At 65.4% G+C, this 23993-nt stretch carries 20 protein-coding genes and 5 pseudogenes; 6 read left to right on the top strand and 19 right to left on the bottom strand.

What is annotated here, in order from left to right:
- Positions 1-34 precede the first annotated feature (34 nt).
- Together NHF48_RS18220 and NHF48_RS18215 are read left to right on the top strand one after the other, a co-directional pair.
- On the top strand, positions 35-868 hold the full coding sequence (locus tag NHF48_RS18220; protein WP_253071899.1) for an energy transducer TonB: 834 nt from the start codon (positions 35-37) through the stop codon (positions 866-868).
- Between the two features lie 176 nt (positions 869-1044).
- Positions 1045-1536, top strand: a complete 492-nt coding sequence (locus NHF48_RS18215) for a hypothetical protein (protein WP_253071897.1) — start codon at positions 1045-1047, stop codon at positions 1534-1536.
- A 65-nt stretch (positions 1537-1601) separates the two neighbouring features.
- Here the strand turns inward: NHF48_RS18215 and NHF48_RS25365 are convergent, their stop codons facing one another.
- Complete coding sequence (locus NHF48_RS25365; protein ID WP_253071896.1) at positions 1602-2753, bottom strand: GGDEF domain-containing protein; 1152 nt, start codon at positions 2751-2753, stop codon at positions 1602-1604.
- A gap of 673 nt (positions 2754-3426) precedes the next feature.
- On the opposite strand from NHF48_RS25365, the gene NHF48_RS18205 reads away from it, so the two are divergent.
- Positions 3427-3708, top strand: a complete 282-nt coding sequence (locus tag NHF48_RS18205) for a hypothetical protein (protein WP_263816928.1) — start codon at positions 3427-3429, stop codon at positions 3706-3708.
- Between the two features lie 125 nt (positions 3709-3833).
- Here NHF48_RS18205 and lpdA read toward each other — a convergent pair.
- The 17 genes and pseudogenes from lpdA to sdhC form a co-directional block, all read right to left on the bottom strand.
- Positions 3834-5241, bottom strand: a pseudogene (gene lpdA, locus NHF48_RS18200) (dihydrolipoyl dehydrogenase).
- A 21-nt stretch (positions 5242-5262) separates the two neighbouring features.
- Entirely contained in the window at positions 5263-5745 is a 483-nt protein-coding gene (locus NHF48_RS18195; protein ID WP_253071894.1) for a DUF1877 family protein, read from the bottom strand.
- A gap of 26 nt (positions 5746-5771) precedes the next feature.
- Positions 5772-7022: a 2-oxoglutarate dehydrogenase complex dihydrolipoyllysine-residue succinyltransferase gene (gene odhB, locus NHF48_RS18190; RefSeq protein WP_253071893.1), complete on the bottom strand. Its 1251-nt coding sequence runs from the start codon at positions 7020-7022 to the stop codon at positions 5772-5774.
- 101 nt (positions 7023-7123) lie between these two features.
- A pseudogene (locus NHF48_RS18185) lies at positions 7124-10062 on the bottom strand (2-oxoglutarate dehydrogenase E1 component).
- 163 nt (positions 10063-10225) lie between these two features.
- Positions 10226-11111 (bottom strand): annotated as a pseudogene (gene sucD / locus NHF48_RS18180) (succinate--CoA ligase subunit alpha).
- A gap of 55 nt (positions 11112-11166) precedes the next feature.
- Complete coding sequence (locus tag NHF48_RS18175; RefSeq protein ID WP_342454688.1) at positions 11167-11463, bottom strand: GIY-YIG nuclease family protein; 297 nt, start codon at positions 11461-11463, stop codon at positions 11167-11169.
- Between the two features lie 74 nt (positions 11464-11537).
- On the bottom strand, positions 11538-12500 hold the full coding sequence (mdh, locus tag NHF48_RS18170) for a malate dehydrogenase (protein WP_060524038.1): 963 nt from the start codon (positions 12498-12500) through the stop codon (positions 11538-11540).
- Between the two features lie 126 nt (positions 12501-12626).
- On the bottom strand, positions 12627-13718 hold the full coding sequence (gene zapE, locus NHF48_RS18165) for a cell division protein ZapE (protein WP_253071892.1): 1092 nt from the start codon (positions 13716-13718) through the stop codon (positions 12627-12629).
- Positions 13719-13816: 98 nt separating this feature from the next.
- On the bottom strand, positions 13817-14272 hold the full coding sequence (locus NHF48_RS18160) for a PaaI family thioesterase (protein WP_253071891.1): 456 nt from the start codon (positions 14270-14272) through the stop codon (positions 13817-13819).
- Positions 14273-14452: 180 nt separating this feature from the next.
- Positions 14453-15247 (bottom strand): succinate dehydrogenase iron-sulfur subunit, encoded by a 795-nt coding sequence (locus NHF48_RS18155; protein ID WP_133031655.1) that lies wholly within the window; start codon positions 15245-15247, stop codon positions 14453-14455.
- 133 nt (positions 15248-15380) lie between these two features.
- Positions 15381-15962 (bottom strand): ClpP family protease, encoded by a 582-nt coding sequence (locus NHF48_RS18150; protein ID WP_253071890.1) that lies wholly within the window; start codon positions 15960-15962, stop codon positions 15381-15383.
- Positions 15963-16023: 61 nt separating this feature from the next.
- On the bottom strand, positions 16024-16221 hold the full coding sequence (locus NHF48_RS18145) for a type II toxin-antitoxin system HicA family toxin (RefSeq protein ID WP_253071889.1): 198 nt from the start codon (positions 16219-16221) through the stop codon (positions 16024-16026).
- Between the two features lie 6 nt (positions 16222-16227).
- Positions 16228-16476 (bottom strand): DUF1902 domain-containing protein, encoded by a 249-nt coding sequence (locus NHF48_RS18140; RefSeq protein WP_253071888.1) that lies wholly within the window; start codon positions 16474-16476, stop codon positions 16228-16230.
- A gap of 23 nt (positions 16477-16499) precedes the next feature.
- Positions 16500-16970: a hypothetical protein gene (locus NHF48_RS18135; RefSeq protein ID WP_253071887.1), complete on the bottom strand. Its 471-nt coding sequence runs from the start codon at positions 16968-16970 to the stop codon at positions 16500-16502.
- A pseudogene (gene sdhA, locus NHF48_RS18130) lies at positions 16970-18771 on the bottom strand (succinate dehydrogenase flavoprotein subunit). Before sdhA ends, NHF48_RS18135 begins: the two are co-directional and overlap by 1 nt.
- On the bottom strand, positions 18771-19157 hold the full coding sequence (gene sdhD, locus NHF48_RS18125) for a succinate dehydrogenase, hydrophobic membrane anchor protein (RefSeq protein ID WP_120299369.1): 387 nt from the start codon (positions 19155-19157) through the stop codon (positions 18771-18773). Before sdhD ends, sdhA begins: the two are co-directional and overlap by 1 nt.
- Complete coding sequence (gene sdhC, locus NHF48_RS18120) at positions 19157-19567, bottom strand: succinate dehydrogenase, cytochrome b556 subunit (protein ID WP_263816927.1); 411 nt, start codon at positions 19565-19567, stop codon at positions 19157-19159. Before sdhC ends, sdhD begins: the two co-directional genes overlap by 1 nt.
- 267 nt (positions 19568-19834) lie before the next feature.
- Between sdhC and NHF48_RS18115 the strand changes: the two genes are divergently transcribed.
- The 3 genes and pseudogenes from NHF48_RS18115 to NHF48_RS18105 all read left to right on the top strand — a co-directional run bounded on the left by NHF48_RS18115 (position 19835) and on the right by NHF48_RS18105 (position 22864).
- Positions 19835-21178: a methyl-accepting chemotaxis protein gene (locus NHF48_RS18115; protein ID WP_056061736.1), complete on the top strand. Its 1344-nt coding sequence runs from the start codon at positions 19835-19837 to the stop codon at positions 21176-21178.
- Between the two features lie 69 nt (positions 21179-21247).
- Positions 21248-21937 carry an SDR family NAD(P)-dependent oxidoreductase gene (locus tag NHF48_RS18110; protein WP_253071886.1) on the top strand — a complete coding sequence of 230 codons (690 nt, stop codon included), beginning with the start codon at positions 21248-21250 and terminating at the stop codon, positions 21935-21937.
- A pseudogene (locus tag NHF48_RS18105) lies at positions 21927-22864 on the top strand (50S ribosomal protein L11 methyltransferase). Before NHF48_RS18110 ends, NHF48_RS18105 begins: the two are co-directional and overlap by 11 nt.
- A gap of 243 nt (positions 22865-23107) precedes the next feature.
- On the opposite strand, the gene phhA reads toward NHF48_RS18105, so the two are convergent.
- Entirely contained in the window at positions 23108-23986 is an 879-nt protein-coding gene (gene phhA, locus NHF48_RS18100; protein WP_120299374.1) for a phenylalanine 4-monooxygenase, read from the bottom strand.
- Between the last annotated feature and the right edge of the window lie 7 nt (positions 23987-23993).

Raw genomic sequence — 23993 nt, 5'->3', positions numbered from 1 at the left:
GTGCAAGGGATGATGCGATGACGAGTATATCCGGATGCCGTTGATGCTGGCGCTGGCCGCCGCCGCTGCTGCCGCCGCCGCGCTGGCCGAGCCGACCGCGGCCGCGCCGTTGACGCCGGCGAGCAAGTGGAACGTCGATTATGGCGCGACCGCCTGCATGCTCGGCCGCAGCTATGGCACCGGCAGGGCGGAGACGATTCTTGCGCTGCGTCGGCTGCCGCTGGCGTCTACGCTAGAGCTGATGGTCTACACCAACGATCGTGGCGTAACGATGCGGCTGGGGCAGGCGAAGATCGACATAGTCGGCAGGAGATCGGATGACAGCCGGTACGAGAGTTATCCGACCCAGGCTTCGGGCAAGCGGATGACGCGCATGCAGGTCGATGCCACGCTGTTCGAAACGCTGCCCGCCGATGCCGTCCTGCGCATCACCCCGGACAAGATGCCGGGCTGGGCGTTCGCGATGCCAAGTGCGAAGGCCGCGTTCGAGGCCCTGGCCAAATGCAATGATTCGACGGCCAAGCAGTGGGGGATCGACCCGGCCGAGCGTGCGAAGATCGCCCAGCCTGCCAAGGCGACGACGCGGCCCGAATACTGGATCGGACCCGACGATTACCCGAGGACGATCGTCGGCAAGGGTGCGCAGGGGACGTCGACGGTCCTGTGGACGATCGGCCTCGACGGGCGGGTTGCCGATTGCCGGCCCGTGGTGACGAGCGGCGAGGTCGAACTCGACAAGGCGGCCTGCAGCGCGATCATGCGGCATGCGCGCTACACACCCGCGCTTGGCTTCGACGGCAAGCCGATGGTCAGCCACGCGACGCAAAAAGTGACGTGGCGATTGCCAGGCGCCTGGTCCGGCAACTGAGCGACCGTCGCGGCTGGACGGGGCGAAGGCGCCGGGGTTGCACTCCGGTATCGGTGTATTATCTTGTTCGTACACACTGACGCGGAATGGCACAGAGGACGACATGGGCAAGAAGAAGGACGAGCGAAAGCGGCGTGAGCGCGAGGCCGAGATGGCGGCGGCTCAGGGGCACTCGGGTGCTGGGCATGAGGGGCCATGCGCATGACGGGCACAAGCATGATGCGCACAAGCATGAGGGTCGCAAGCATGAAGGCGGCGCGCCGTTCGCGGGGATTGCTGCTACCATCGCGCGGCAGATGGGGACGCCGGTCGGGCGGCAAATGATCGCGGCGGGGCTGATGGCCGCGGCTACGGCGATCTCGAAGCATGACGCGAAGTCGAGTGCTCGGCCGACGCCGCCTACGCCTCCTGCCCCGCCTTCCCCTACCTCGTCCTTGGCACAGGCTGAGCCTGCAGCGTCGAAGGGCGAGCCGGACGTGGCGGCCGAGCCTACCAAGCCGCAGGGCAATGGTCCGTTTGCCGGGGATACGCCGGAGCCACCGCGGAGCGAGACGAACGCGCTGCCGCCGGAGTTCGCGAAGGTGCTGGACTCGGTCACGGTAGGGCTGGAGCGGTTGTTCGTCGGGTTCGGCAAGCCGACCGCGAAGAAGGACCCGCCTGCCGCTTGAGTGTGCAGGGCCGCGACGCCGCGCGCGGCGTTGCGGCCCTTTCGGGGCGATCCAATACGCGCGGCTCAGGCTGCCTTTATGTAGATGGCGGGTTGGCCGCGGTCGCCCTTTGCGAGGTACATCGCGCGGTCTGCGCCGGCGATGAGGTCGACGATCGGCGTGTCGGGGTCGCCCTCGACGACACCGATGCTGACCCCGAGCGTGCCATGCGTGGCCATGCGCGGTGCCATGGCCTGCGCGAACCGCGTGGCGATACGGTTGCCGATCATGGTCGCCTGCGCCGCCGGGGTGTCGGGCAGCAGGCAGACGAACTCGTCACCGCCCCAACGGATCAGGTGGCCTTGTCGGCCGACGGCGTCGTGGGCGATCTCTGCAAAGCTGCGGAGTGCGGCGTCGCCGGCGGCGTGGCCGAGCGTGTCGTTGAGCGCCTTGAAGCGATCGAGATCGAGCATCATCACCGTCAACGTGCGCGGCGCGTGGCGACCGGCGAAGGTCTGCGCGATGCGGTCCAGGCCGGCGCGGTTGAACGCGCCGGTGAGCCAGTCGCGCTCCATCTGATCGAGCAGCAAGTTCTGGCCACGCTCGGCCTGGAGGATCAGGAGCGAGAAGGCGCGGAAAATGATGAAGGCGATCTGCCCCGCCGCGAGCCAGGCGCCGAGATCGTCGTGACGGCCGGTCAACTGCGTGCCGATGCGGTCGCCGTAAGCGAGCCAGGCGCGGCCGAGGAACATCGGTATGGTGACCGCGAACAGCGCGGCGACGATCCAGCCGGTCTGTAGCGAGTCACGGCGCGCGAGACGAATGGCGACGATCACCACGACGAGGTCGAACCCGGCGCGGATGACGCTGAGATAGGCGACGCGGAGGTGGAAATGCGCCGGGTCGTGCGTGAACCAGAGGGGCAGGCCAAGGATCGCGGCGATCGCGAGCATCGACGTCAGGCGCGCGTCGGGACGGCTGAACTTCACGACCGCGCCGGCGATCAGCGCATAGCCCATCACCACCGCGGGGTTGCCGATGCTGGGCGCCCAAGGAAGACCGATCTGATCGTTGAGCACCGCCATCAGCGCGCCGCACCCGGCGATCAGGTGGCCGGCGCCCCATAGCCCTGCCCATGATCCGAACCGGCCGGTCGCGAGGGGGATGAGGTGGATGAACCCGGCGACCAGCATGCCGAGGCCTGCGACGACGTAGAGAGTGGAGAGATCGAGCGCCACGGAGACCTGCTTGTTCGTTCGTTGCGCGGACTAATAGGTTGGCTTTGCTAAGGATTGGTTCCGGTTGGGGGGCGGGGGCGGAAGTTTGCTTTTTGGTTTGGGGTGGGTTGGGGGGTGGCGCGATGAGGAGCCGGACGCCGAAGGTGATAGGCGATGCGGAAGGCGGATGTGGTGGCGTGCCAAGAATGTTTCCCCGCGAAGGCGGGGACCCAGACTGGGCTCCCGCCTTCGCGGGAGAACAAGAAGGGGGGCGGTATCATTTGGGGCGGAGTGGCTCTGACATGACGGACGTTGCTGGACGTTGCCGGGCGTTGCCGGGCGTTGCCGGGCGTTTCGTGCACGCTATTCCGATTGCGCTCAGTTGTTGCGCTCCCTCCCCCGTCATCCCGGCGGACGCCGGGACCCATGGTCGCGGACCGGGTCATGATGGCGGGATATCATTGGGTCCACCGTAACCGTGGGTCCCGGCGTTCGCCGGGATGACGAACAGGGGTGTAGGTGGGTGAGTTTGAAAGGAATCCGGAGCTTAGGGCTTGGTGTGGGTGATGCCGTCAAAGACCTCTCAGATCGTGAGCTTGCGGCGGTTCACGCTGCCACTTGATCGCGCCCCCGCCCCCTAACCTCCTTCCCCTACCCCTCTTACCCCCCGTCATCCCGGCGGACGCCGGGACCCATGGTCGCGGACCGGGTCATGATGGGGGATATCATTGGGTCCACCGCAACCGTGGATCCCGGCGTTCGCCAGGATGACGGAAGGGGTGGGTTGGGTTTTGCGGGTGGACGGGGCGTGGGCGAACTGGCGAACTGGCGAACTGGCGAACTGGCGAACTGGCGCAACATCCATTCCCCGATCGAACTCAACCTTTGCCCCCTTACCTTCGCCTTCGCCGCCCTCGCGCTGCACCTTCAACTCTCGCGCTGCAACGCAGAGAGGGCGCCGGTGGATTGCCACTGACGCCCTCTCGATCTTACTTCGGATGTGAAGCCCTGCTTGGCCGGACAGGGGCAAAGCCCCTGTCGTCGGACGGCGCTGGAGCGCCGCCGGCCGGGCAAGCCCTTTCGATCCATATCTAGCAATTGCTAGATATGGATGGGCTTGCCTTGCACCGCCATCGCGGCTTCCTTGATCGCCTCGGCATGCGTGGGATGCGCATGACAGGTGTAGGCGATGTCTTCGCTGGTCGCGCCGAATTCCATTGCGATGGCGGCTTCGGCGATCAGCGTTCCCGCCAGCGACGAGACGATCCAGACGCCGAGGACGCGGTCGGTTTTGGCGTCGGCGATGATCTTCACGAAACCGTCGGTGTCGCGGTTGGTCTTGGCGCGGCTGTTGGCGGCGAACGGGAATTTACCGACCTTGATGCCACCAGATTCGGCGGTCTTGTCGCGCGCCGCCTCTTCGGTGAGGCCGACGCCTGCGATCTCGGGCATCGTGTAGACGACGCTCGGGATGACGTCCTCGTTGACGATGCCGGTCTGGCCGGCGATGTTTTCCGCGACCGCGACGCCTTCGTCCTCGGCCTTGTGCGCGAGCATCAGGCCGGGGATGCAGTCGCCGATCGCCCAGACGCCGTCGACCTTCGTGCGGAAGCTGTGGTCGGTCTCGATCTGGTCGCGCTTGTTGAGTTCGAGGCCGATGGCTTCGAGGTTGAGGCCGTCGACGTTCGCTTTCCGCCCGATCGAGACGAGCACCGCGTCGGCGGTCATCGTCTCGGATGCGCCGCCCGCGGCGGGCTCGACGGTCACGGTCGCGACGCCGTTGTCGACGGTCACGCCGGTGACCTTGGTCGAGAGCTTTAGCTCCATGCCCTGCTTTTTGAAGAGCTTGGCGGTCTCGCGGCGGACTTCGCCATCGAAGCCGGGGAGGATCTGGTCGACGAACTCGACGACCGTGACCTTCGCGCCGAGACGACGCCAGACGCTGCCCAGTTCGAGACCGATCACGCCGCCGCCGATGACGACCATGTGCTCGGGGACCTTGGGGATCTCGAGCGCGCCGGTGCTGTCGACGACGGTCTTCTGGTCGACCTCGACGCCGGGGAGCGGCATGACGCTCGAACCGGTGGCGATGACGATGTTCTTCGCGGTGACCTTCTGGCCGGCGATCTCGACGGTATGCGCGTCCTGGAACGCGGCCTTGCCCCTTGAGCCAGGTCACCTTGTTCTTCTTGAACAGGAATTCGACGCCGCCGGTCAGTTCCTTGACGGCCTTGGCCTTCTCGGCGTGCATCTGGTCGAGGTTCAGGGTGACGCCCTGGAAGTCGATGCCGAACTTGGTGAGGTGACCGCCCTTGGCCTCCTCGTAGATTTCCGACGCATGGAGCAGCGCCTTCGACGGGATGCAGCCGACGTTGAGGCAGGTGCCGCCGAGCGTCTCGCGGGACTCGGCACAAGCGGTGCGCAGGCCGAGCTGCGCGGCACGGATCGCCGCGACGTAACCGCCGGGGCCCGCACCGATCACGAGGACGTCATAGTCGTAGTCAGCCATTGTCTCTAATCCCGTTCATCATCATGCGAGGACCCGAATGGCCCCACAGCCGGCATCCGCGCAGGATGCCGCAAATCGGCGCAGGGCAGGAACACCCTGCAAGATATATTCGAGCGCCTCTGGTCCTTCATTTAGGAAGGAATCCGCGAGATACACGTCCTGGGCTGCCATCGCCGCGGGATCGTACCGTTGCGCCAACGTACCGTCGTCCAGCGCTTTGAGCGCCGCATCGAATGTCACCATGCGCTCGGGCGGCACGACCGAATATTCGAGCGAGCCGATACCGTCGCTACTTTGCATCGGCGTTTCCTCGGCGATGATCCCGAGCGCGTGCCCCATCTCATAGGCTTCGCCGGTCAGCATAAAGTGCAGCGCCTGCCACGCCTTATCGAACTCAACGAGATCCTGGTCCGGTGCGGCGTCATCGAAAACGAAATCCGGAACACCGCGCGGGTCGGCTTGAAGACGCGCAATATCAGCAATGCTGGCCCGACGGAGGTACATTACCATGCCCATCGGGCCAGTCTCCCTTAAAGGTCGATCAGGATGCGGGTGGGATCCTGGATAGCATTTTTCAGCGCGACCAGGAACGTTACGGCTTCGCGGCCGTCGATCAGGCGGTGGTCGTAGCTGAGGGCGAGGTACATCATCGGGCGGATGACGATCTGGCCGTTCACGACGACGGGGCGCTCCTCGATGCGGTGGAGGCCGAGCACGGCCGACTGCGGCGGGTTGATGATCGGGGTCGACATCAGCGAGCCGAACACGCCGCCGTTCGAGATCGTGAACGTGCCGCCCTTCATCTCGTCCATCTTGAGCGCGCCTTCCTTGGCGCGCTTGCCGAAGTCGCCGATCGTCTTCTCGATCGTCGCGACCGACATCTGGTCGGCATCGCGGATCACGGGGACGACGAGGCCGCCCGGCGACGAGACCGCGACCGAGATGTCGGCGTAATCGTGATAGACGATGTCGTCGCCGTCGATCGATGCGTTGACCGACGGGATGTCGCGCAGCGCCATCGTCGCGGCCTTCACGAAGAAGCCCATGAAGCCGAGGCGGACGCCGTGCTTCTTATCGAACAGGTCCTTGTACTTGGCGCGCGCCTCGATCACCGCGGTCATGTCGACGTCGTTGAACGTCGTCAGCATCGCGGCGGTGTTCTGCGCTTCCTTGAGGCGCTTGGCGATCGTCTGGCGGAGGCGCGTCATGCGCACGCGCTCCTCGCCGCGACCCGATGCGGCGGCAGGAGCTGCGGCCGGTGCGGGCGCTGCGGCGGGAGCAGGCGCTGGCTTGCTCGACGCGGCGGCGGTCACGTCTTCCTTGGTGATGCGACCGTCGCGGCCGGTGCCCTTGACGGTGCCGGGGTCGACGCCGTGCTCGAGCACCGCGCGGCGGACCGATGGGGAGAGTGCGGCGGGGGAGTCGCTGGTGCCGGCGCCGGGCTGGTCGCCATAGCCTGCGCCGGACTCGTCCTTGGCGGGGGCGGACGGCGTTGCGGTCGCGGCGGGCTCGGGAGCCTTGGCCGGAGCAGCGGCGGCGCCGTCACCGGAGTCGATCGTGGCGAGCATCGCGCCGACCTGGACGGTATCGCCGACGGCGACCGCGTGCTGGCCCATGACGCCGGCGACCGGCGACGGGACCTCGACTGAGACCTTGTCGGTCTCGAGGCTGGCGATCGGCTCGTCGACCGCGACGGGATCGCCGGGCTGCTTCAGCCACTCGCCGAGGGTGGCTTCGGTGATCGATTCACCCAGGACGGGGACGGTGACTTCGGTTGCCATGTTTGCTTCTACCTTTTGTGCTCCTGCGGACGCAGGCGCCTAGGGTTACTCTGCCGCACCCTGGGTTCCTGCTTTCGCAGGAACCCAGGGTGCGGGTTCAATCAGTTTGCGCGGGTGCGGCGGATTTCGTCGCGAACGGAGTGGCCGAGCGCGTCGGCGACGAGCGCGCCCTGTTCGGCCTGGTGACGCTTCATCAGGCCGGTCGCAGGCGAGGCCGATGCGTTGCGCCCGGCGTAGCGCGCGCGCTTCACGCGAGAGTCGACCGTTGCCAGCGCCTCCTCGATCAGCGGCTCGACGAAGAACCAATAGCCGTTGTTCTTCGGCTCTTCCTGCGCCCAGACGATCTCTTCCAGGTTCGGCATCCGTGCGACGCGCTCGGCGATCGGGTTGCCGGGGAAGGGATAGAGCTGTTCGACGCGGACGATCTGCGTGTCGGTGTCGCCCGCCGCGTCGCGTGCCTCGATCAGGTCGTACGCGACCTTGCCGGTGCACAGGACCAGACGCTTCGTATCGACGTCGGCAGCCGGATTGGTATCCGACAACAGGCGACGGAAGTGGCTGTCGCCCTGGAAATCCTCCGCGTTCGACACCGCCAGCTTGTGACGAAGCAAAGACTTCGGCGTCATCACGATCAGCGGCTTGCGGAAATTGCGGTGCATCTGCCGGCGCAGCAGGTGGAAATAGTTCGCCGGGCTGGTGCAGTTCGCGACCTGGATATTGTCGTCCGCGCACGACTGGAGGAAGCGCTCGGGACGCGCCGAGCTATGCTCAGGCCCCTGCCCCCTCATAGCCGTGCGGGAGCAGCATCACGAGGCCGTTGGCGCGGAGCCACTTCGACTCGCCGGACGTGATGAACTGATCGATCATGATCTGCGCGCCGTTGACGAAATCGCCGAACTGCGCCTCCCAGAGGACCAGCGTCTTCGGGTCGGCGAGCGCGTAGCCATACTCGAACCCGAGCACGCCGTATTCGCTGAGCGGGCTGTCGAGCACTTCGAAACGGCCGTGCTCGATCTCCTGCAACGGCACGTACTTGTGCTCGTCGGTCTGGTCGACCCAGACCGCATGGCGCTGCGAGAAGGTGCCGCGACCCGAATCCTGGCCGGACAGGCGGACGCCATACCCTTCCGAGAGCAGGCCGCCGAACGCGAGCGCTTCGCCCGTCGCCCAGTCGAAGCCCTTGCCCGACTTGAACATCTCGCGCTTGGCATCGATCACGCGGTTGAGCGTCTTGTGGATCTTCACGCTGTCGGGGATCGTCGTCAGTGTACGGCCGAGCGAGTCGAACAACTTCTGGCTGAGGCCGGTCTCGACGTTGCGACGGGCAGAGCCGCCGTCGGTCGGCGCGCTGAGGCCAGTCCAACGACCGCCGAACCAGTCGGCCTTGTTCGGCTTGTACGACGATCCGGCCTCGAACTCGCCCTCGAGGCGAAGCGTGAACTGCTTCACGTTCTCGTCGATCCAGGGCTGGTCGATCACGCCTTCTTTGATCAGGCGATCGCCGTACACCGACGAAACGCCGGGGTGCTTGCGGATGATGTCGTACATCAGCGGCTGCGTGAAGGACGGCTCGTCGCCTTCGTTGTGACCGAAGCGGCGATAGCACCACATGTCGATGACGATGTCGCGGTGGAACTTCTGGCGGAATTCCATCGCCATCTTGGTCGCGAAGGTGACCGCCTCGGGATCGTCGCCATTGACGTGGAAGACCGGCGCCTGGACGCCCTTGGCGACGTCCGACGGGTAAGGCGACGAGCGCGCGAACTGCGGCGAGGTCGTGAAGCCGACCTGGTTGTTGATGATGAAGTGGACGCAGCCACCGGTGTTGTAGCCGCGGATGCCAGAGAAGCCGAGGCACTCCCAGACGATCCCCTGCCCCGCGAACGCCGCGTCGCCGTGGATCAGCACGGGCAGGCTGGCGACGTGATCCTTGAGATCGTTGTTGAGCGTCTGGATCGCGCGCGTCTTGCCGAGCACGACAGGGTCGGCGGCTTCGAGATGCGACGGGTTGGCGACCAGGCTCATATGGACCTTGTGGCCGTCGAACTCGCGATCGGTGCTGGTGCCGAGGTGATACTTCACGTCGCCCGAACCACCAATGTCATCGGGGTTGGCCGAACCGCCGGCGAATTCGTGGAAGATCACGCGCAACGGCTTGGCCATCACGTTCGCCAGCACGTTGAGGCGACCGCGATGCGCCATGCCGATCACGAGCTCGCGCACGCCCATCTGGCCGCCATACTTGATGACGCTCTCAAGCGCGGGGATCATCGATTCGCCGCCGTCGAGCCCGAAGCGCTTCGTGCCGACGTACTTCTTGCCGAGGAATTTCTCCCACTGCTCGGCCTGGATCACCTTGGTGAGGATCGCCTTCTTGCCGTCGGTGGAGAATTCGATGGCCTTGTCCTGGCCCTCCATGCGCTCCTGGAGGAAGCGGCGCTCCTCGACGTCGGAGATGTGCATGTATTCGAGGCCGACATTGCCGCAGTAATTCTTGCGCAACGTGTCGACGAGCTCGCGGATCGAGACCCATTCGAAGCCCATCGTGCCACCGAGATAGACCTTGCGGTCGATGTCGGCGTCGGAGAAGCCGTGATATTCGGTCTTCAGGTCCTCGGGCATCTCGCGCTTCGACAGGCCGAGCGGATCGAGGTTCGCGGCGAGGTGACCGCGGACGCGGTAGGTGCGGACGAGCAGCTGCGCGCGGATCGCGTCGGCAGCGGCCTTGGCGATCTCTTCCTTCGAAACGGGCGCAGGCGCCGCTGCTGCGGGAGCGGGCTTGCCGCCCTTGGCTGGCTTGGGCGCGGGCTCCATCTGGGTTGGATCGAGCGCTGCGGTCAGGTCGTCCGTGGTGGTGAGCGGCCAGCGGGCGCTCTCCCAGCTCGGGCCCTGCGCGGAACCTTCGAGACCCTCGAAGAACGCGCGCCAACCGGATCTCGACCGAGGCCGGGTCCGCGTTGAACTTGGCGTAGAGTGTCTCCACGAACGCCGGGCTGACGCCGGCTGCGATATCGCTGAAATCCTGGCCTTCGTAGCCCATCGTTCTCGTCCTCAGTGTCCTTCTCCCCCGCGGGGGAGAAGGAGGGGCCCGCCCGCACTTGCGGGTGGGAGGGTGAGGGCACGGGCGGTCACGTGCCCTCACCCTTCCGCTGCCAAGAGGCAGCTCCTTCCCCTCTCCCCGAACGGGAGAGGGGGTAGTCAGCTTAACCCTTCAGCACGCTCAGCAGCGTCTCGCCGAGCAGGCTGGGGCTTTCCGAGACCTTGATCCCGGCAGCTTCCATCGCCGCGATCTTGCTCTCCGCGTCGCCCTTGCCACCCGACACGATCGCGCCGGCATGGCCCATGCGGCGACCCGGAGGCGCCGTACGACCGGCGATGAAGCCTGCCATCGGCTTCGACCGACCGCGCTTGGCTTCGTCGCGGAGAAACTGTGCCGCCTGCTCTTCTGCGTCGCCGCCGATTTCGCCGATCATGATGATCGACTGGGTCTCGTCGTCGGCGAGGAACAGCTCGAGCACATCGATGAAGTTCGTGCCGTTGACCGGATCGCCACCGATGCCGACCGCGGTCGTCTGACCAAGGCCTGCGTTCGACGTCTGGAACACCGCCTCATAGGTGAGCGTGCCTGAACGGCTGACAACGCCGACCGAGCCCTTCTTGAAGATCGAGCCGGGCATGATGCCGATCTTGCACTCGCCGGGGGTCAGCACGCCGGGGCAGTTCGGGCCGATGAGGCGCGACTTGGAGCCCGACAGCGCGCGCTTGACCTTGACCATGTCGAGCACCGGAATGCCCTCGGTAATCGCGACGATCAGCTCGATCTCGGCGTCGATCGCCTCGAGGGATCGAATCGGCGGCGAAGGGGGGCGGCACGTAGATGACCGACGCGGTCGCGCCGGTCATCGCCTTGGCTTCGGCGACGGTGTTGTAGACGGGTAGGTCGAGGTGGGTCGTACCGCCCTTGCCGGGCGTGACGCCGCCGACCATCTGCGTGCCGTATTCCAGCGCCATCTTGGTGTGGAAGCTGCCGGTTTCGCCGGTCATGCCTTGCGTGATGACCTTGGTGTTCTTGTCGACGAGGATGCTCATTCTATCTCCAGTCCGGTCCGCCCCGGCGAAGGCCGGGGTCCAGTTGGGAAGGCGGTCATGGTAACGCGATACGATCGTACAGGTCATCCCAAGCAGGATTGAACCCTTCGATCTCACGCACTTTCCAGGCCCGCTTCCACTCCTTCATTTGCAGCTCGCGCTGCCGTGCCGCTTCCCATTCGCCGCAAGCCTCGTACCAAACGAGGATCTTGCAGCCGTAACGCTTGGTGAAACCGCCGAAGCCGTTACGGTGCTCCCACACGCGCTTTGGCAGGTTTACGGTCGAACCGAGGTAGATCGCACCGTTGGGGAAGTTGGCCATGACGTAGACGAACGCTTGTTCTTCCATCATTTCGGCTTTCCCAACTGGACCCCGGCCTTCGCCGGGGTGGTGGTACTCCCTTCGGTTCGTTACCTCACCTCAAATCAGTTCAGCGAACCATCGATACCCTTGCAGGCCACGATCAGTTCCTTCACCGCGTCGACCGACACGGTGAGGTTCTGCTTGGCTTCGTCGTCCAGCTTGATCTCGACGATCTTCTCGACGCCGCCGGCACCGATCACCACCGGCACGCCGACGTACAGATCGGTAAGGCCATACTCGCCCGACACATACGCCGCGGCCGGCAGCACGCGCTTCTGGTCGTACAGATACGCTTCGGCCATCGCGATGCCGCTGGTCGCTGGCGCATAATAGGCCGAGCCCGTCTTCAGCAGTGCGACGATCTCGCCGCCGCCGCCGCGCGTGCGCTTGACGATCGCGTCGATCTTTTCCTGGCTCGACATGCCCATCGCGATGAGATCGGGAACCGGGATGCCCGACACCGTCGAGTAGCTGATGACCGGGACCATCGTGTCGCCGTGGCCGCCGAGCACGAAGCTGGTGACGTCCTTGACCGAGACCTTGAACTCGTCGGCGAGGAAGTGGCTGAAGCGCGAGCTGTCGAGCACGCCGGCCATGCCGACGACCATGTGATGCGGCAGACCCGAGAACTCGCGGAGTGCCCACACCATCGCGTCGAGCGGGTTGGTGATGCAGATCACGAACGCGTCGGGGGCGTTGGCCTTGATGCCTTCGCCGACGGCCTTCATGACCTTCAGGTTGATGCCGAGCAGGTCGTCGCGGCTCATGCCGGGCTTGCGCGCGACACCGGCGGTGACGATGATGACGTCTGCGCCGGCGATGTCGGCGTAGTCGTTCGAGCCGGTGATCTGCGAGTCGAAGCCTTCGACCGGGCCGCACTGCGACAGGTCGAGCGCCTTGCCCTGGGGGATGCCCTCGGCGACGTCGAACAGGACGATATCGCCAAGGCCCTTGAGTGCTGCGAGGTGCGCGAGCGTACCGCCGATGTTACCGGCGCCGATCAGCGCGATCTTCTTGCGAGCCATTCCAATCCGTCTCCGTCTGATGTGCGGGGTGATTGGTGACGCCGGTTACGCGCATTATCCCGCTACGGCAACCGCTAAAAGGACAAAAGCGGGTTGTTATTGCGAGTGGTTCGCATGTGCAATAAGCTAGACGTGGCCTTCGGCGAGATAATCCTCGGAGCGCATCTCTTCGAGGCGGCTGATCGTGCGGTCGAACTCGAAGCGGCCGTCACCGCTTTCGTAGAGGTCGCCGGGTTGCGCATCGGCGGCGGCAAGGAGCTTCACCTTGTGCTCGTACAGCGCGTCGATCAGCGCGACGAAGCGCGCCGCCTCGTTGCGGTTCTCGGGGCCGAGCTTGGGGATGCCGACCAGGATGACGGTGTGGAATTTGCGCGCGATGGCGAGGTAGTCGGCCACGCCGCGGGCTTCTCCGCACAGCTTCTTGAAGCTGAACACCGCGACGCCCTTGAGCGATTTGGGCACCCGCAGCGTGCGGCCCTGGACGATGAGGTCCTCGGCGGGCACGTGCTCGCTGTCGTCGGTCGAAAAGTCGGTGAGGCGGAAGAACGCGGCGGAGAGTTGCGCGGTCGCCTCGGGGCCGTTGGGGACGAGCCATGTGTCCTGGCTGCCGAGGCGGTCGCGGCGATAGTCGACCGGGCCGTTGAGCGGGAGGACGTCGAGGCGTTGCTCGATGGTCGCGATGAAGGGCAGGAAATGCTCGCGGTTGAGGCCGTTCTTGTAGAGGTCGGCGGGCGGGCGGTTCGAGGTGGTCACGATCGTCACGCCGGAATCGAGCAGTGACGTCACCAGCCGCGAGAGGATCATCGCGTCGGGGCTGTTGGTGACCATCATCTCGTCGAACGCGAGCAGGCGGGTCTCGTCGGCGATCGCGGTGGCGACGGGGACGATCGGGTCGCCGACTTCCTTGCGACGCTCGGCGGCGATGCGCGCGTGGACCTCGAGCATGAACTCGCCGAAGTGGACGCGGCGCTTCTTTTCGACGGGGGCGTTGGCGAAGAACAGGTCCATCAGCATCGACTTGCCGCGGCCGACTCCGCCCCAGAGGTAGACGCCGCGGGGGTCTGCTTTCTTGGAGAAGCGTGCAAAGAAGCCGGTGGATTTGGGGGTGGCGAGTTCGGTGGCGAGGGTGTTCAGGCGGGCAGCGGCAGCGGCCTGTTCGGGGTCGGGGCGGAGTTCGCCGGATGCGACCAGCGCCTCATAGGCCTTGAGTACAGTCATTTCCGTTCCCCCCGCGCAGGCGAGGGCCCAGGCCCCCAGGCGTTGTGTATCTGACTCCTGGACTCCCGCGTGCGCGGGAGAACAGTGAGGCGCCGGTGCTATCTAGCAGTCGGCTTGCGGATCGTGGCCGAGAAGGCGGCGATCTTGGTTTCGTCGTCCCCTTGCACCACGAGGCCCCGGAGGAACAAGAGGCGGCCGGTTTCCTTGAGGACTTCGACCTGCGCTTCGATCGGTGCGCCGATGCGGCCGCCGCCGATGAATTGCGTGTTGAGATCGAGCGTCACCGCGGTGCCGGCGGTGATCAGGCCGAAGCCTCTGGCGGCTGCGAACAGCGCGACGTCGATGAACGCGAGGAGCGCGCCGCCGTGGACGTTGTTCTGGAGGTTGGAGTGGCGATGCTCGGGGGTGATGCGGACGCGGACGGTGTGGCCGTCGACGCGGTAGAGCATGGGGCCGAGCAGGGTGTTGAAGCGGGTCGGGTCGGAGAGCGACCAACTACGCCAGCCTGGGTTGGCTGGGTCCTCGGCTTCTACGAAGTGGGGCTTGTCAGTCATAAATTCCGTTCGTCCCGAGTAAACATCGAGCTTGTCGAGATGGCGTATCGAAGGACATGTACCTCGATACGAGCTCTCGACTACGCTAGATCTCTACTCGGCACGAACGGGGGGGGGGAAGGCAGGTCTTATCCCCCCCCAAAGTCGGGAAAGGTAGGGCCCCTCCCCCAACCGAAGGGATCAGACGATCCGTTCGGCTTCCATCTTCTTGATCTCGGCGATCGCCTTGGCGGGGTTCAACCCCTTGGGGCACGCATTCGCGCAGTTCATGATGGTGTGGCAGCGGTACAGGCGGAACGGATCCTCGAGTTCGTCGAGACGCTCGCCGGTCATTTCGTCGCGGCTGTCGGCGAGCCAGCGATAGGCCTGCAACAGGATCGCGGGGCCCAGGAACTTGTCGGCGTTCCACCAATAGCTCGGGCACGAGGTCGAGCAACAGGCGCACAGGATGCACTCGTACAGGCCGTCGAGCTTCGAGCGGTCTTCGGGCGACTGGAGCCGTTCCTTGCCCGAGGGCGGCGGGGTGACGGTCTGCAGCCACGGCTTGATCGACGAATATTGCGCGTAGAAATGCGTGAAGTCGGGGACCAGGTCCTTGATCACGTCCATGTGCGGCAGCGGCGTGATCTGGACCTCGCCCTTGCAATCCTCGATCGCGGTCGTGCAGGCGAGGCCGTTCTTGCCGTTGATGTTCATCGAGCACGAGCCGCAGATGCCCTCACGGCACGAGCGGCGGAAGGTGAGCGAGGAATCCTGCTCGCTCTTCATCTTGATCAGCGCGTCGAGCACCATCGGGCCGGTGTCGTCGAGATCGAGCTCGAAATTATCGTAGCGCGGGTTCTCGCCGCTGTCCGGATCGTAGCGATAGACCTTGAACGATTTGAGACGCTTACCCGCCCCCGAGCCCTGGCTGGTCGAGGCGTGCTTGACGCCCTTCTTGACGACGCTGTTTTTCGGGAGCGAGAATTCGGCCATTGCGAGCGGTCCGTCCGTGGTGTGATTATAGGTTGTCAGAGCCGATACATGACAGGGGCCCTCCCCGCAAATCCTTAGCTTCGCGGGTGCAACATGCGTCACACCCGCTGTCGCGTTAGCGGCAGGTGCCGGGTCAGATGATGTCGAGGACGAGCCCCAGGTCGCGGGCTTCCTCGGCTTCGATGTACCAGTTGGAGGGGGCCTTCTTCTTCAACTCCTCCAGCGACACCTTCGAACCCTCGACGATCGCGCGGAAGCCTTCCTCCTGGATCTTGATCGAATCCTCGATCTCGTGGAGCTTGGCCTTGAGCGTGTAGGACAGCGTGTTGAGCGGGCCGTTGAGTTCGATCGTGCTCTGCATCTGGCGCTCGTGGATCATGATGCGGCTTTTCCGCGTGAGGAAACGGCTGTCGACGGGGAAGGCGGACATGAACGTCGCGCCGGCGGAATAGACCGCGACCTTGCCGAGGAAGAGCGTCTCGCGGCCGGTATATTCGCGGAGCAGGCGGATGTTGTCGCCCATCGCGCGGGCGACTTCCGGGTCGCCGCCGAGCGTGGTGATCGAGACGACCAGCGGGCCTTCGATGGGGGCTGCGACGAGTTGCGACTTGAAATTGTCGTACATCGCGTCGTCGACGGGGCCGTGGAGGTGGATGTGGGGTGCAGCCAGCAGCGGGTAGTTGCGGGCGTTAGAGGCGGGGGATGTATCGGTCATGCCGCGGCAAACTTTTGCGGGGGGCGGTGGGTTCCGAAGGACGGGATAAAAGCGCGAGGGCCTAAAGCTTCGTGGCAAGCCCTGCCTGTTTCAGGATGGCGTTGGCCGTGTGGCGGGACAGGATCGTGCCGTCGACGACGACCGGTCGTGACGCATGCGGGCTGTGCCAGATTTCGTGATCGCCCTTGCCGCTGCGCACGAAGGTGCATCCGTTCGCCGTGAGGATATCGCGAACCTGCGCGGCGTATCCCCGGACCATGATGCGTTAGGCCGCGATCTCAAAATCGCGTTCGTGGTGTGCGATGATCCGAATGCGGTGCGGGCCGGCGAGGCGCGTGGGATCGGCGATATCGTTGGTGTGAATGTCGAGCAGGTCGGGCAGCATCGCCGCGGCTTTTTCCACTAGTGCTTCCAGCGTGGCGGCGTCGGCAGCAAAACCGGGGATGTCGCCGTCTACCGAATACCAGACGCTGGCTTCGGGGTCGTAGTCTGCACGGATCGTCCAGTGCGCCATGTCCAACCTCGTCTTTCCGCGGATTACTGGGATTGGTGTACGCGGAAACGGCGTTTGACGCCACTGTTGGCCACTGCCCGTCGATGTCCGACGACGCATCTCATGAAATCAATCTTCGGATCACAGGACAGGCCGCCTGGTCGAACGCCTAAAGCTTGTTTCCCCGCGTAGGCGGGGATCCAGACTGGGCTCCCGCCTTCGCGGGAGAACAAGGAGAGGGTCAGGCCTTTCCGGCCGAGCGCTTGTACTGGAGGATCCAGCCTACCAGGCCGCCCGGCACGCCGCCGACGAGCGAGAAGAGGGCGTAGAAGGTGATCGCTATTTTTTTGGGGTTCTTCGCCCACGCCGCGGGGTTCGATGGCGAAGACGTAGATCGCGGTCAGGATCGCGACGACCACCGGCCACAGGAAGCCGGCGATCATCGGTTGGAAGCGCGTCAGGAGCCCCACCGCGACGGGCACGAGGAACCCGATCGCGATGATGGCCCAGGTCATCAGTATACCCGCTTCTTGGGTTTGATGTAGTCGATGTCGTCGGTGAGCGTGTAATCGTGGACCGGGCGGAAATCGATCTTGGTCTCGCCGCCCTTGCCGCCCCAGCCGTTGAAGGTCGTGATGGTGTGCTTCATCCAGTTCGCGTCGTCGCGCTCGGGAAATCCTCGTGCATGTGTGCGCCACGCGACTCGGTGCGGTTGGCCGCCGAGTTCATCGTCACGACCGCCTGGCCGATCAGATTGTCGAGCTCCATCGTCTCGACCAGATCGGTGTTCCAGATCATGCTGCGATCCTTCACGGCGACGTCGGTCATCCGGCTGTAGATCCCGGCCATCTTCTCGACGCCCTGGTTGAGCAGTTCGGTGTCGCGGAACACCGCGCAATGCTTCTGCATGGTCTGCTGCATGTCGAGACGGATCTGCGCGGTCGGCGAGCCGCCGCTCGCGTTGCGGAAATGGTCGAGACGCGTCAGCGCGAGGTCTTCCGAGCCCTTGGGCAGCGGCGCGTGCGCGGTACCGGGCTTCAGCGTGTCCTTGATGCGCAGGCCGGTCGCGCGGCCGAACACCACGAGATCGATCAGGCTGTTCGAGCCGAGGCGGTTGGCGCCGTGGACCGAGACGCACGCTGCCTCACCAACCGCGAACAGGCCGGGGACGACCGCGTCGGGGTTGCCGTCGACGAGGTTGACGACCTCGCCGTGGAAGTTGGTCGGGATGCCGCCCATGTTGTAGTGCACGGTCGGCGTGACGGGCAGCGGCTGGCGCGTGAGATCGACGCCGGCGAAGACTTTCCCAGTCTCGGTGATGCCCGGCAGGCGCTCGGCGAGCACCTTGGGATCGATGTGATCGAGGTGAAGGAAAATGTGGTCGCCGTTCTTGCCGACGCCGCGGCCTTCACGCATTTCGAGCGCCATCGAGCGGCTGACGACGTCGCGTGAGGCGAGGTCCTTCGCCGACGGGGCATAGCGCTCCATGAAGCGCTCGCCCTCGGAGTTGGTCAGGTAACCGCCCTCACCGCGTGCGCCCTCGGTGATGAGCACGCCCGCGCCGTAGATGCCGGTAGGGTGGAACTGGACGAACTCCATGTCCTGGAGCGGCAGGCCGGCGCGGAGCACCATCGCGTTGCCGTCGCCGGTGCAGGTGTGCGCCGAGGTCGCCGAGAAATAGACACGGCCGTAACCGCCGGTGGCGAGCACGGTCTGGTGGCTGCGGAAGCGGTGGATCGAGCCGTCTTCCATGCACAGCGCGATGACGCCGCGGCAGACGCCGTTCTCCATGATCAGGTCGAGCGCGAAATACTCGACGAAGAAGTCCGTGTTGTACTTCAGGCTCTGCTGATACAGCGCATGGAGCATGGCGTGGCCGGTGCGATCGGCGGCGGCGGCGGTGCGCTGGACCGGAGGCCCCTCGCCCATGTTCTGCATGTGGCCGCCGAACGGACGCTGATAGATCGTGCCGTTCTCGTTACGGCTGAACGGCATGCCGGCGTGTTCGAGCTCGTAGACCGCCTGCGGGGCCTCGCGGCAGAGATACTCGATCGCGTCCTGGTCGCCGAGCCAGTCGGAACCCTTGACGGTGTCGAACATGTGCCAGGTCCAGTGATCCGGCGAGTTGTTGCCGAGGCTGGCGGCGATGCCGCCCTGTGCGGCGACGGTGTGGCTACGGGTCGGGAAGACCTTCGTGATGCACGCGGTCTTCAGGCCGCTCTCGGCGATGCCCATCGTCGCGCGCAGGCCGGAGCCGCCGGCACCGACGACGACCGCATCATAGGTATGATCGATGATCTTGTAGGCAGCTGACATTACGCGGGAGCTCCGGAGAAGGCGACCTTCAGGATCGCGAACAGGGCGATGCCGCCCAGCGTGAAGGTGAACAGGTTGAGGAGGATCATCGTCACGACACGGCTCTCGCCATGCTGGTAATCCTCGATCACGACCTGCAGACCGAGACGGAAGTGATAGAACACCGACAGGATCAGCAGCGCCATCGGCACTGCGACCCAGGCCGACTGCAGCCACAGATGGACAGCGGCGTAATCATAGCCGGGCATCCGCGCGACCGAAATCATCAGCCAGAGCATGAGGAACAGGTTCGAGCCCGCCGTCAGGCGCTGCTGCCACCAGTGATGCGCGCCGTGCTTGGCGCTGCCCAGGCCGCGGACGCGACCGATTGCCGTACCCGAACCCATTACTTGATCCCCATGTAGAGCCAGAACACAACCGTCAGCGCTACGCTCGCGACCATCGTCGCAATCGCGCCCATCTTGTTGCGCTTCAGTTCGTAGCCGGCGCCGATATCAAGCACCATGTGGCGAATCCCGGTCATCATGTGCTGGAACAGCGACAGCGTCAGCCCGACCGCGATGATATAGCCGAGGATGTTGAGCCGGCCGGTGTCGGTGGTGAACACGTCGACGAAGGTCGCGTACGCTTGATCGCCCGACGCGATCGCGGCGAGCCACCAAACGAGCAGAATGCTGCCGACGGTCGCCATCCCGCTGCCGGTCACGCGGTGCAGGATCGAGACCAGCATGTGCGGGCCCCATTTATAGACCTGCAGATGGGGAGAAAGCGGGCGTGCCGGGTTGCGCGATGCCAAGGGCGGAGTCCTCGAACCAGAAGATGACGAACCAAGAACAGCTTGGTCCAGAATATATAGATTGGGCGACCTATTAGCCACCGCGTGCTGCGATGCAACCCATTGGGGCCGGTCCGATAACCCATGACACCGCGGGCGTGATGCCGTGCGGGACACGATGGCCATACACGTGACGTGACGTCGATCCCTAACCAGCCCTTAAGACATGGCGTGTAGCGATGGCGTCGTACATTCGATCCGGAGTTCACCGTCTTGACCACCAACGACCTGCCGGCCCCCGGCTCGATCGCGGCTTCCGTCGACCTGATGGCGCGGCTGCGGGTGTTCGATTTCGACGGATCGCTGACGGGCGCGAGCCGCGAAGTCTGGGCGGCGCTGGCGCCCGAGATCACGCATGTGTCCAGGGCGTTCTGGGAACAGTGGCTGCAGTGTTTTTCCGACGAACGGATCTGGGCGCCGCACGAAACCGACCAGATGATCGAGATCGGTTGCACGTTCCTGCGCAATCGCTTCCTGGACACGAGTGGACGCGCCTGGATCGAATCGATCGAGCGGTCGGTCGCGACGGCGTATGTCGCCGACGTATCGCCGATGGCGCTGCTGTCGATGATCAGCGCCAGCGACCGCGCCGCGCTCGACGTGCTGATGCGGCGGGTCGATCGGTCGGATCCGAAGCTGCCGGTGTTCATCGACACGCTGATGCGGCTGTCGGCGCTGGAGGGCGAGATCACCGTCGCGATCTATAACCGGTACCAGATGCATACCGCGCAGGTCGCGCGCGACACGCTGGCGGCGGAGTTCCGCGACGGCATCGCGGCGATGGTCGAAACCGCGACCGACGAGGGGCATATGCTGCGCGAACAGGCGCTGCGGAGTTCGGCCTCGACGCGTGCGGTGCTCGGCAAGGCGAGCGAAGTCGCGGCCGCCGCAGAACAGTCCGCGGTAGCGATGCGCGAAGCGGCGCAGACCGCCGCCGGCCTGATCCGTGCGATCGAGGATGCGCGGACCGAGGTTGAGGCGGCCGCAGAGATTGCCAATCGGGCATCGGCGCAGGCTGGCCAAGCGGTCGGCATGTCGGAAACGCTGAGCGACCATGCGAAGTCGATCGAGTCGATCCTGGGGCTGATCCGCGACATTGCCGGGCAGACCAACCTGCTCGCGCTGAACGCGACGATCGAGGCGGCGCGCGCGGGCGATGCCGGGCGCGGGTTCGCGGTGGTGGCGCAGGAGGTGAAGAGCCTCGCCAACCAGACCGCGCGGGCGACCGACGACATCGCCGCGAAGATCGCCGCGATCCAGTCGGCGACGCGCTCGACCGTGGAGACCAATGCGTCGATCAAGTCGACCGTCGCCGAGGTGCAGGAAAGCGCCGACCGCATCCGCTATGCTATGGAGGCGCAGGCGCAGACGGTCACCGCGATCACCGCGGCGGTAGACGAGACCGCGCTGGCGGCGGATTCGATGTCCAACACGATCGCCGCGATCCGCGAGGATACCGAGACGGTCGCGACCGAGATCGACGGGGTGGGTCGCGGGTTCGACGTGCTCGACGGGCGGCTCAGCAACCTGAAGAACAGCGCGGGCGATTTCGTCGCGAAGGTTGCTGCCTAGTTGCGGGCTATCGTCCGTGGGTGCGGGATTGGCGTGACGAGGCGGCGTGGCGCGCGCTAGAGGTGCGGCATGACCATTCTTCTTACAGGCTCTAGCCGCGGTATCGGCGCGGCTATTCATGCTGCGCTGACCGAGGCCAGCGCGACCGTCATCGGGCATGGGACCGCTAGCGGTATCCCGGCCGACTTTAGCGATTCTGCGGGGCCGACTGCGTTGTGGAACGCCGCGTTGGAGCAGGCTGGCGGCACGATTGATGTGCTGATCAACAATGCGGGGGTGTTCGAGGCATCGCCGCTCGCCGACGACGACTGGACCGCGCAGTGGGAGCGGACGATGCGGATCAACCTGACCGCGTCGGCCGAGCTGTGCCGGTTGGCGGTGCTGCATTGGCAGGCTCGGGGTGTCGGCGGGAGGATCGTCAATATCGCGAGCCGGGCGGCGTATCGCGGGGATTCGCCGGCGCATTGGCATTATGCCGCGTCGAAGGCGGGGATGGTGGCGATGACCAAGACGATCGCTCGGGGCTATGCTCGGGAGGGCATCCTGGCGTTTGCGGTGTGCCCGGGGTTCACGATGACCGGGATGGCGGAGGATTATCTGTCGAGCCGTGGCGGCGAGGCGTTGCTGGCAGATATTCCGCTCGGGCGGGTTGCTGCACCGGAAGAGATCGCGGCGGCGGCGAAGTTTCTCGCGCTTGAGGCACCGGCCTCGATGACGGGCTCGGTGATCGACGTGAACGGGGCGAGCTATGTCCGATAGTTGGAAGCTCACCCTCCCCTGCACGCGGGCGGAGGCGGAGGCGATCGATGCGAGCGACGATCTGACGATCGACGGCGTGTTAATGACCACCGAGGAGATCGAGGACGACGTCGAGTCGTGGCGGCTCGATGCGTATTTCGAGCATGAGCCGGCGGCGGAGACGGTCGCGGCGGTGCGGGCGCTGGTGCCGAGTGCAGCGGGGGCAGCGATCGCGGTCGAGCGGTTGGGTGATGCGGACTGGGTGACGATGAGCCAGGCCGGGCTCGAGCCTTTGTCGGTCGGGCGATTCTTCGTGCATACGGGCGCGCATGCGGGCGCGGTGCCGGCGGACCAGAGGGCGTTTTTGATCGAGGCTAGCCGTGCGTTCGGGACGGGGCATCATGAGACGACCAGTGGGTGTCTGGCGATGCTCGACGGGTTGGCCGATGCGACGTTTGCGAACGTGATCGATATCGGGACGGGGACTGGGTTGCTGGCGTTTGCGGCGGCGCATTTGTGGCCTGCGGCTGCGGTGATGGGGACGGATATCGATCCGGTCTCGATCGATGTGACGGCGGAGAATGCGGCGCTCAATGGGGTCGAGGGGATCGATCTGGTGGTTGCGGACGGCACGCTGGACGATGCGATCGTGGTTCGGGCGCCGTATGATCTGGTGATTGCGAACATTCTGGCGGGGCCGCTGGTGTCTATGGCGCCGGAGATTGCGTCTATTTCGGATGTGGGGGCTACGATTGTTCTTGCCGGGTTGCTGGAGACGCAGCGGGCTGGGGTTGTCGCGGCGTATGAGGCTTGCGGGTGTTCGCTCGAGGCGGTCGACCGGCGGGGGGACTGGAGTGTGCTTCGGTTGAAGGCGGGGGGCGGAGAGGTTCGTGGCGGAGGGGCCGTTCGATCCTAAGGGGGCGCGATGGGTGGGCGCTGGATATCTAGAGTACCCCCTTCCCAGCAGAAGGTTGTTCCCCCCGCGAAGGCGGGGGTCCAGTCTGGGCCCCCGCCTTCGCGGGGGAACACGCTGGGAAGGGTTGTGCTCACCCCACAGCTAACACCACCCCGGCGGAGGCCGGGGCCCAGTTGGGTGAACCCTTGCGATAGAACCGCACCGCTATCCCAACTGGGCCCCGGCCTTCGCCGGGGGGTGGCCGCTCCTGGGTAGTGGCCTTTTTTGAGCGAAGCTTATGCGGTCTCAGCGGACGCCTTCGACGTCGCGTACGCCTGCGTGCCCTCGGTGATCACCACATCGCCCGGTTCGATCCGCGCGACCGGGATATCCGGGAGCGCCTTCAGCTCTTCGTACAGTGGCGCGAAGTCGGTCTCTACCGTCAGTCTCAACAACTCCTCGAAGCTCGGAATGACGAAGTAGTTCTGCTGGAAATCGTCGATCCGGTACTCGGTGCGCATCACGCGGGCCAAGTCCAGTGCGATCCGGTTGGGGCTCGGATCGTCGAGCGCGAAGCGGGTTTCCGCGTAGCTGGAGACGATGCCCGACCCGTAGATGCGCAGGCCTTCGGGTTCGGCGATCAGACCGAACTCGACGGTGTACCAGTAGAGCCGTCCCAAGTATTTCAACGCGTCGAGCCCCAGCGCACGCTGGCCGCCGCGGCCGTAGGCGGCGAGGTAGTCGGCGAAGACCGGGTCGGCGAGCATCGGGACGTGGCCGAACACGTCGTGGAAGACGTCGGGTTCCTGCAGATAGTCGAGCTGGTCGGGGCGGCGGATGAAGTTGCCCGCGACGAAGCGGCGGTTCGCCATGTGGTCGAAGAACACGTCGTCGGGGACGAGGCCGGGGACCGCGACGACCGACCAGCCGGTGAGCTTGGTCAGGCGTTCGGACAGTTCCTCGAAATCGGGAATGCCGGGTTTCGACAGCTTCAGGACATCGAGCCCGCGCAGCCAGGCGTTCGAGGCGCGGCCGGGGAGCAGCTTCGACTGGCGCGCGAACAGCGTGTCCCAGGTCGCGTGATCCTCCGCGGTGTAGTCCGCCCAGTTCTGCGGGATCGTCCAGTCGGGAGCGCCTTCGGGCGGGGTGCTCAGTACGTGTGTGTCATTGGCCATGCGGGTG

Origin of the sequence: Sphingomonas sp. H160509 (assembly GCF_024124765.2) — a bacterium.
Classification (GTDB): domain Bacteria; phylum Pseudomonadota; class Alphaproteobacteria; order Sphingomonadales; family Sphingomonadaceae; genus Sphingomonas.
This window is presented reverse-complemented; position numbering and strand designations above follow the sequence as displayed.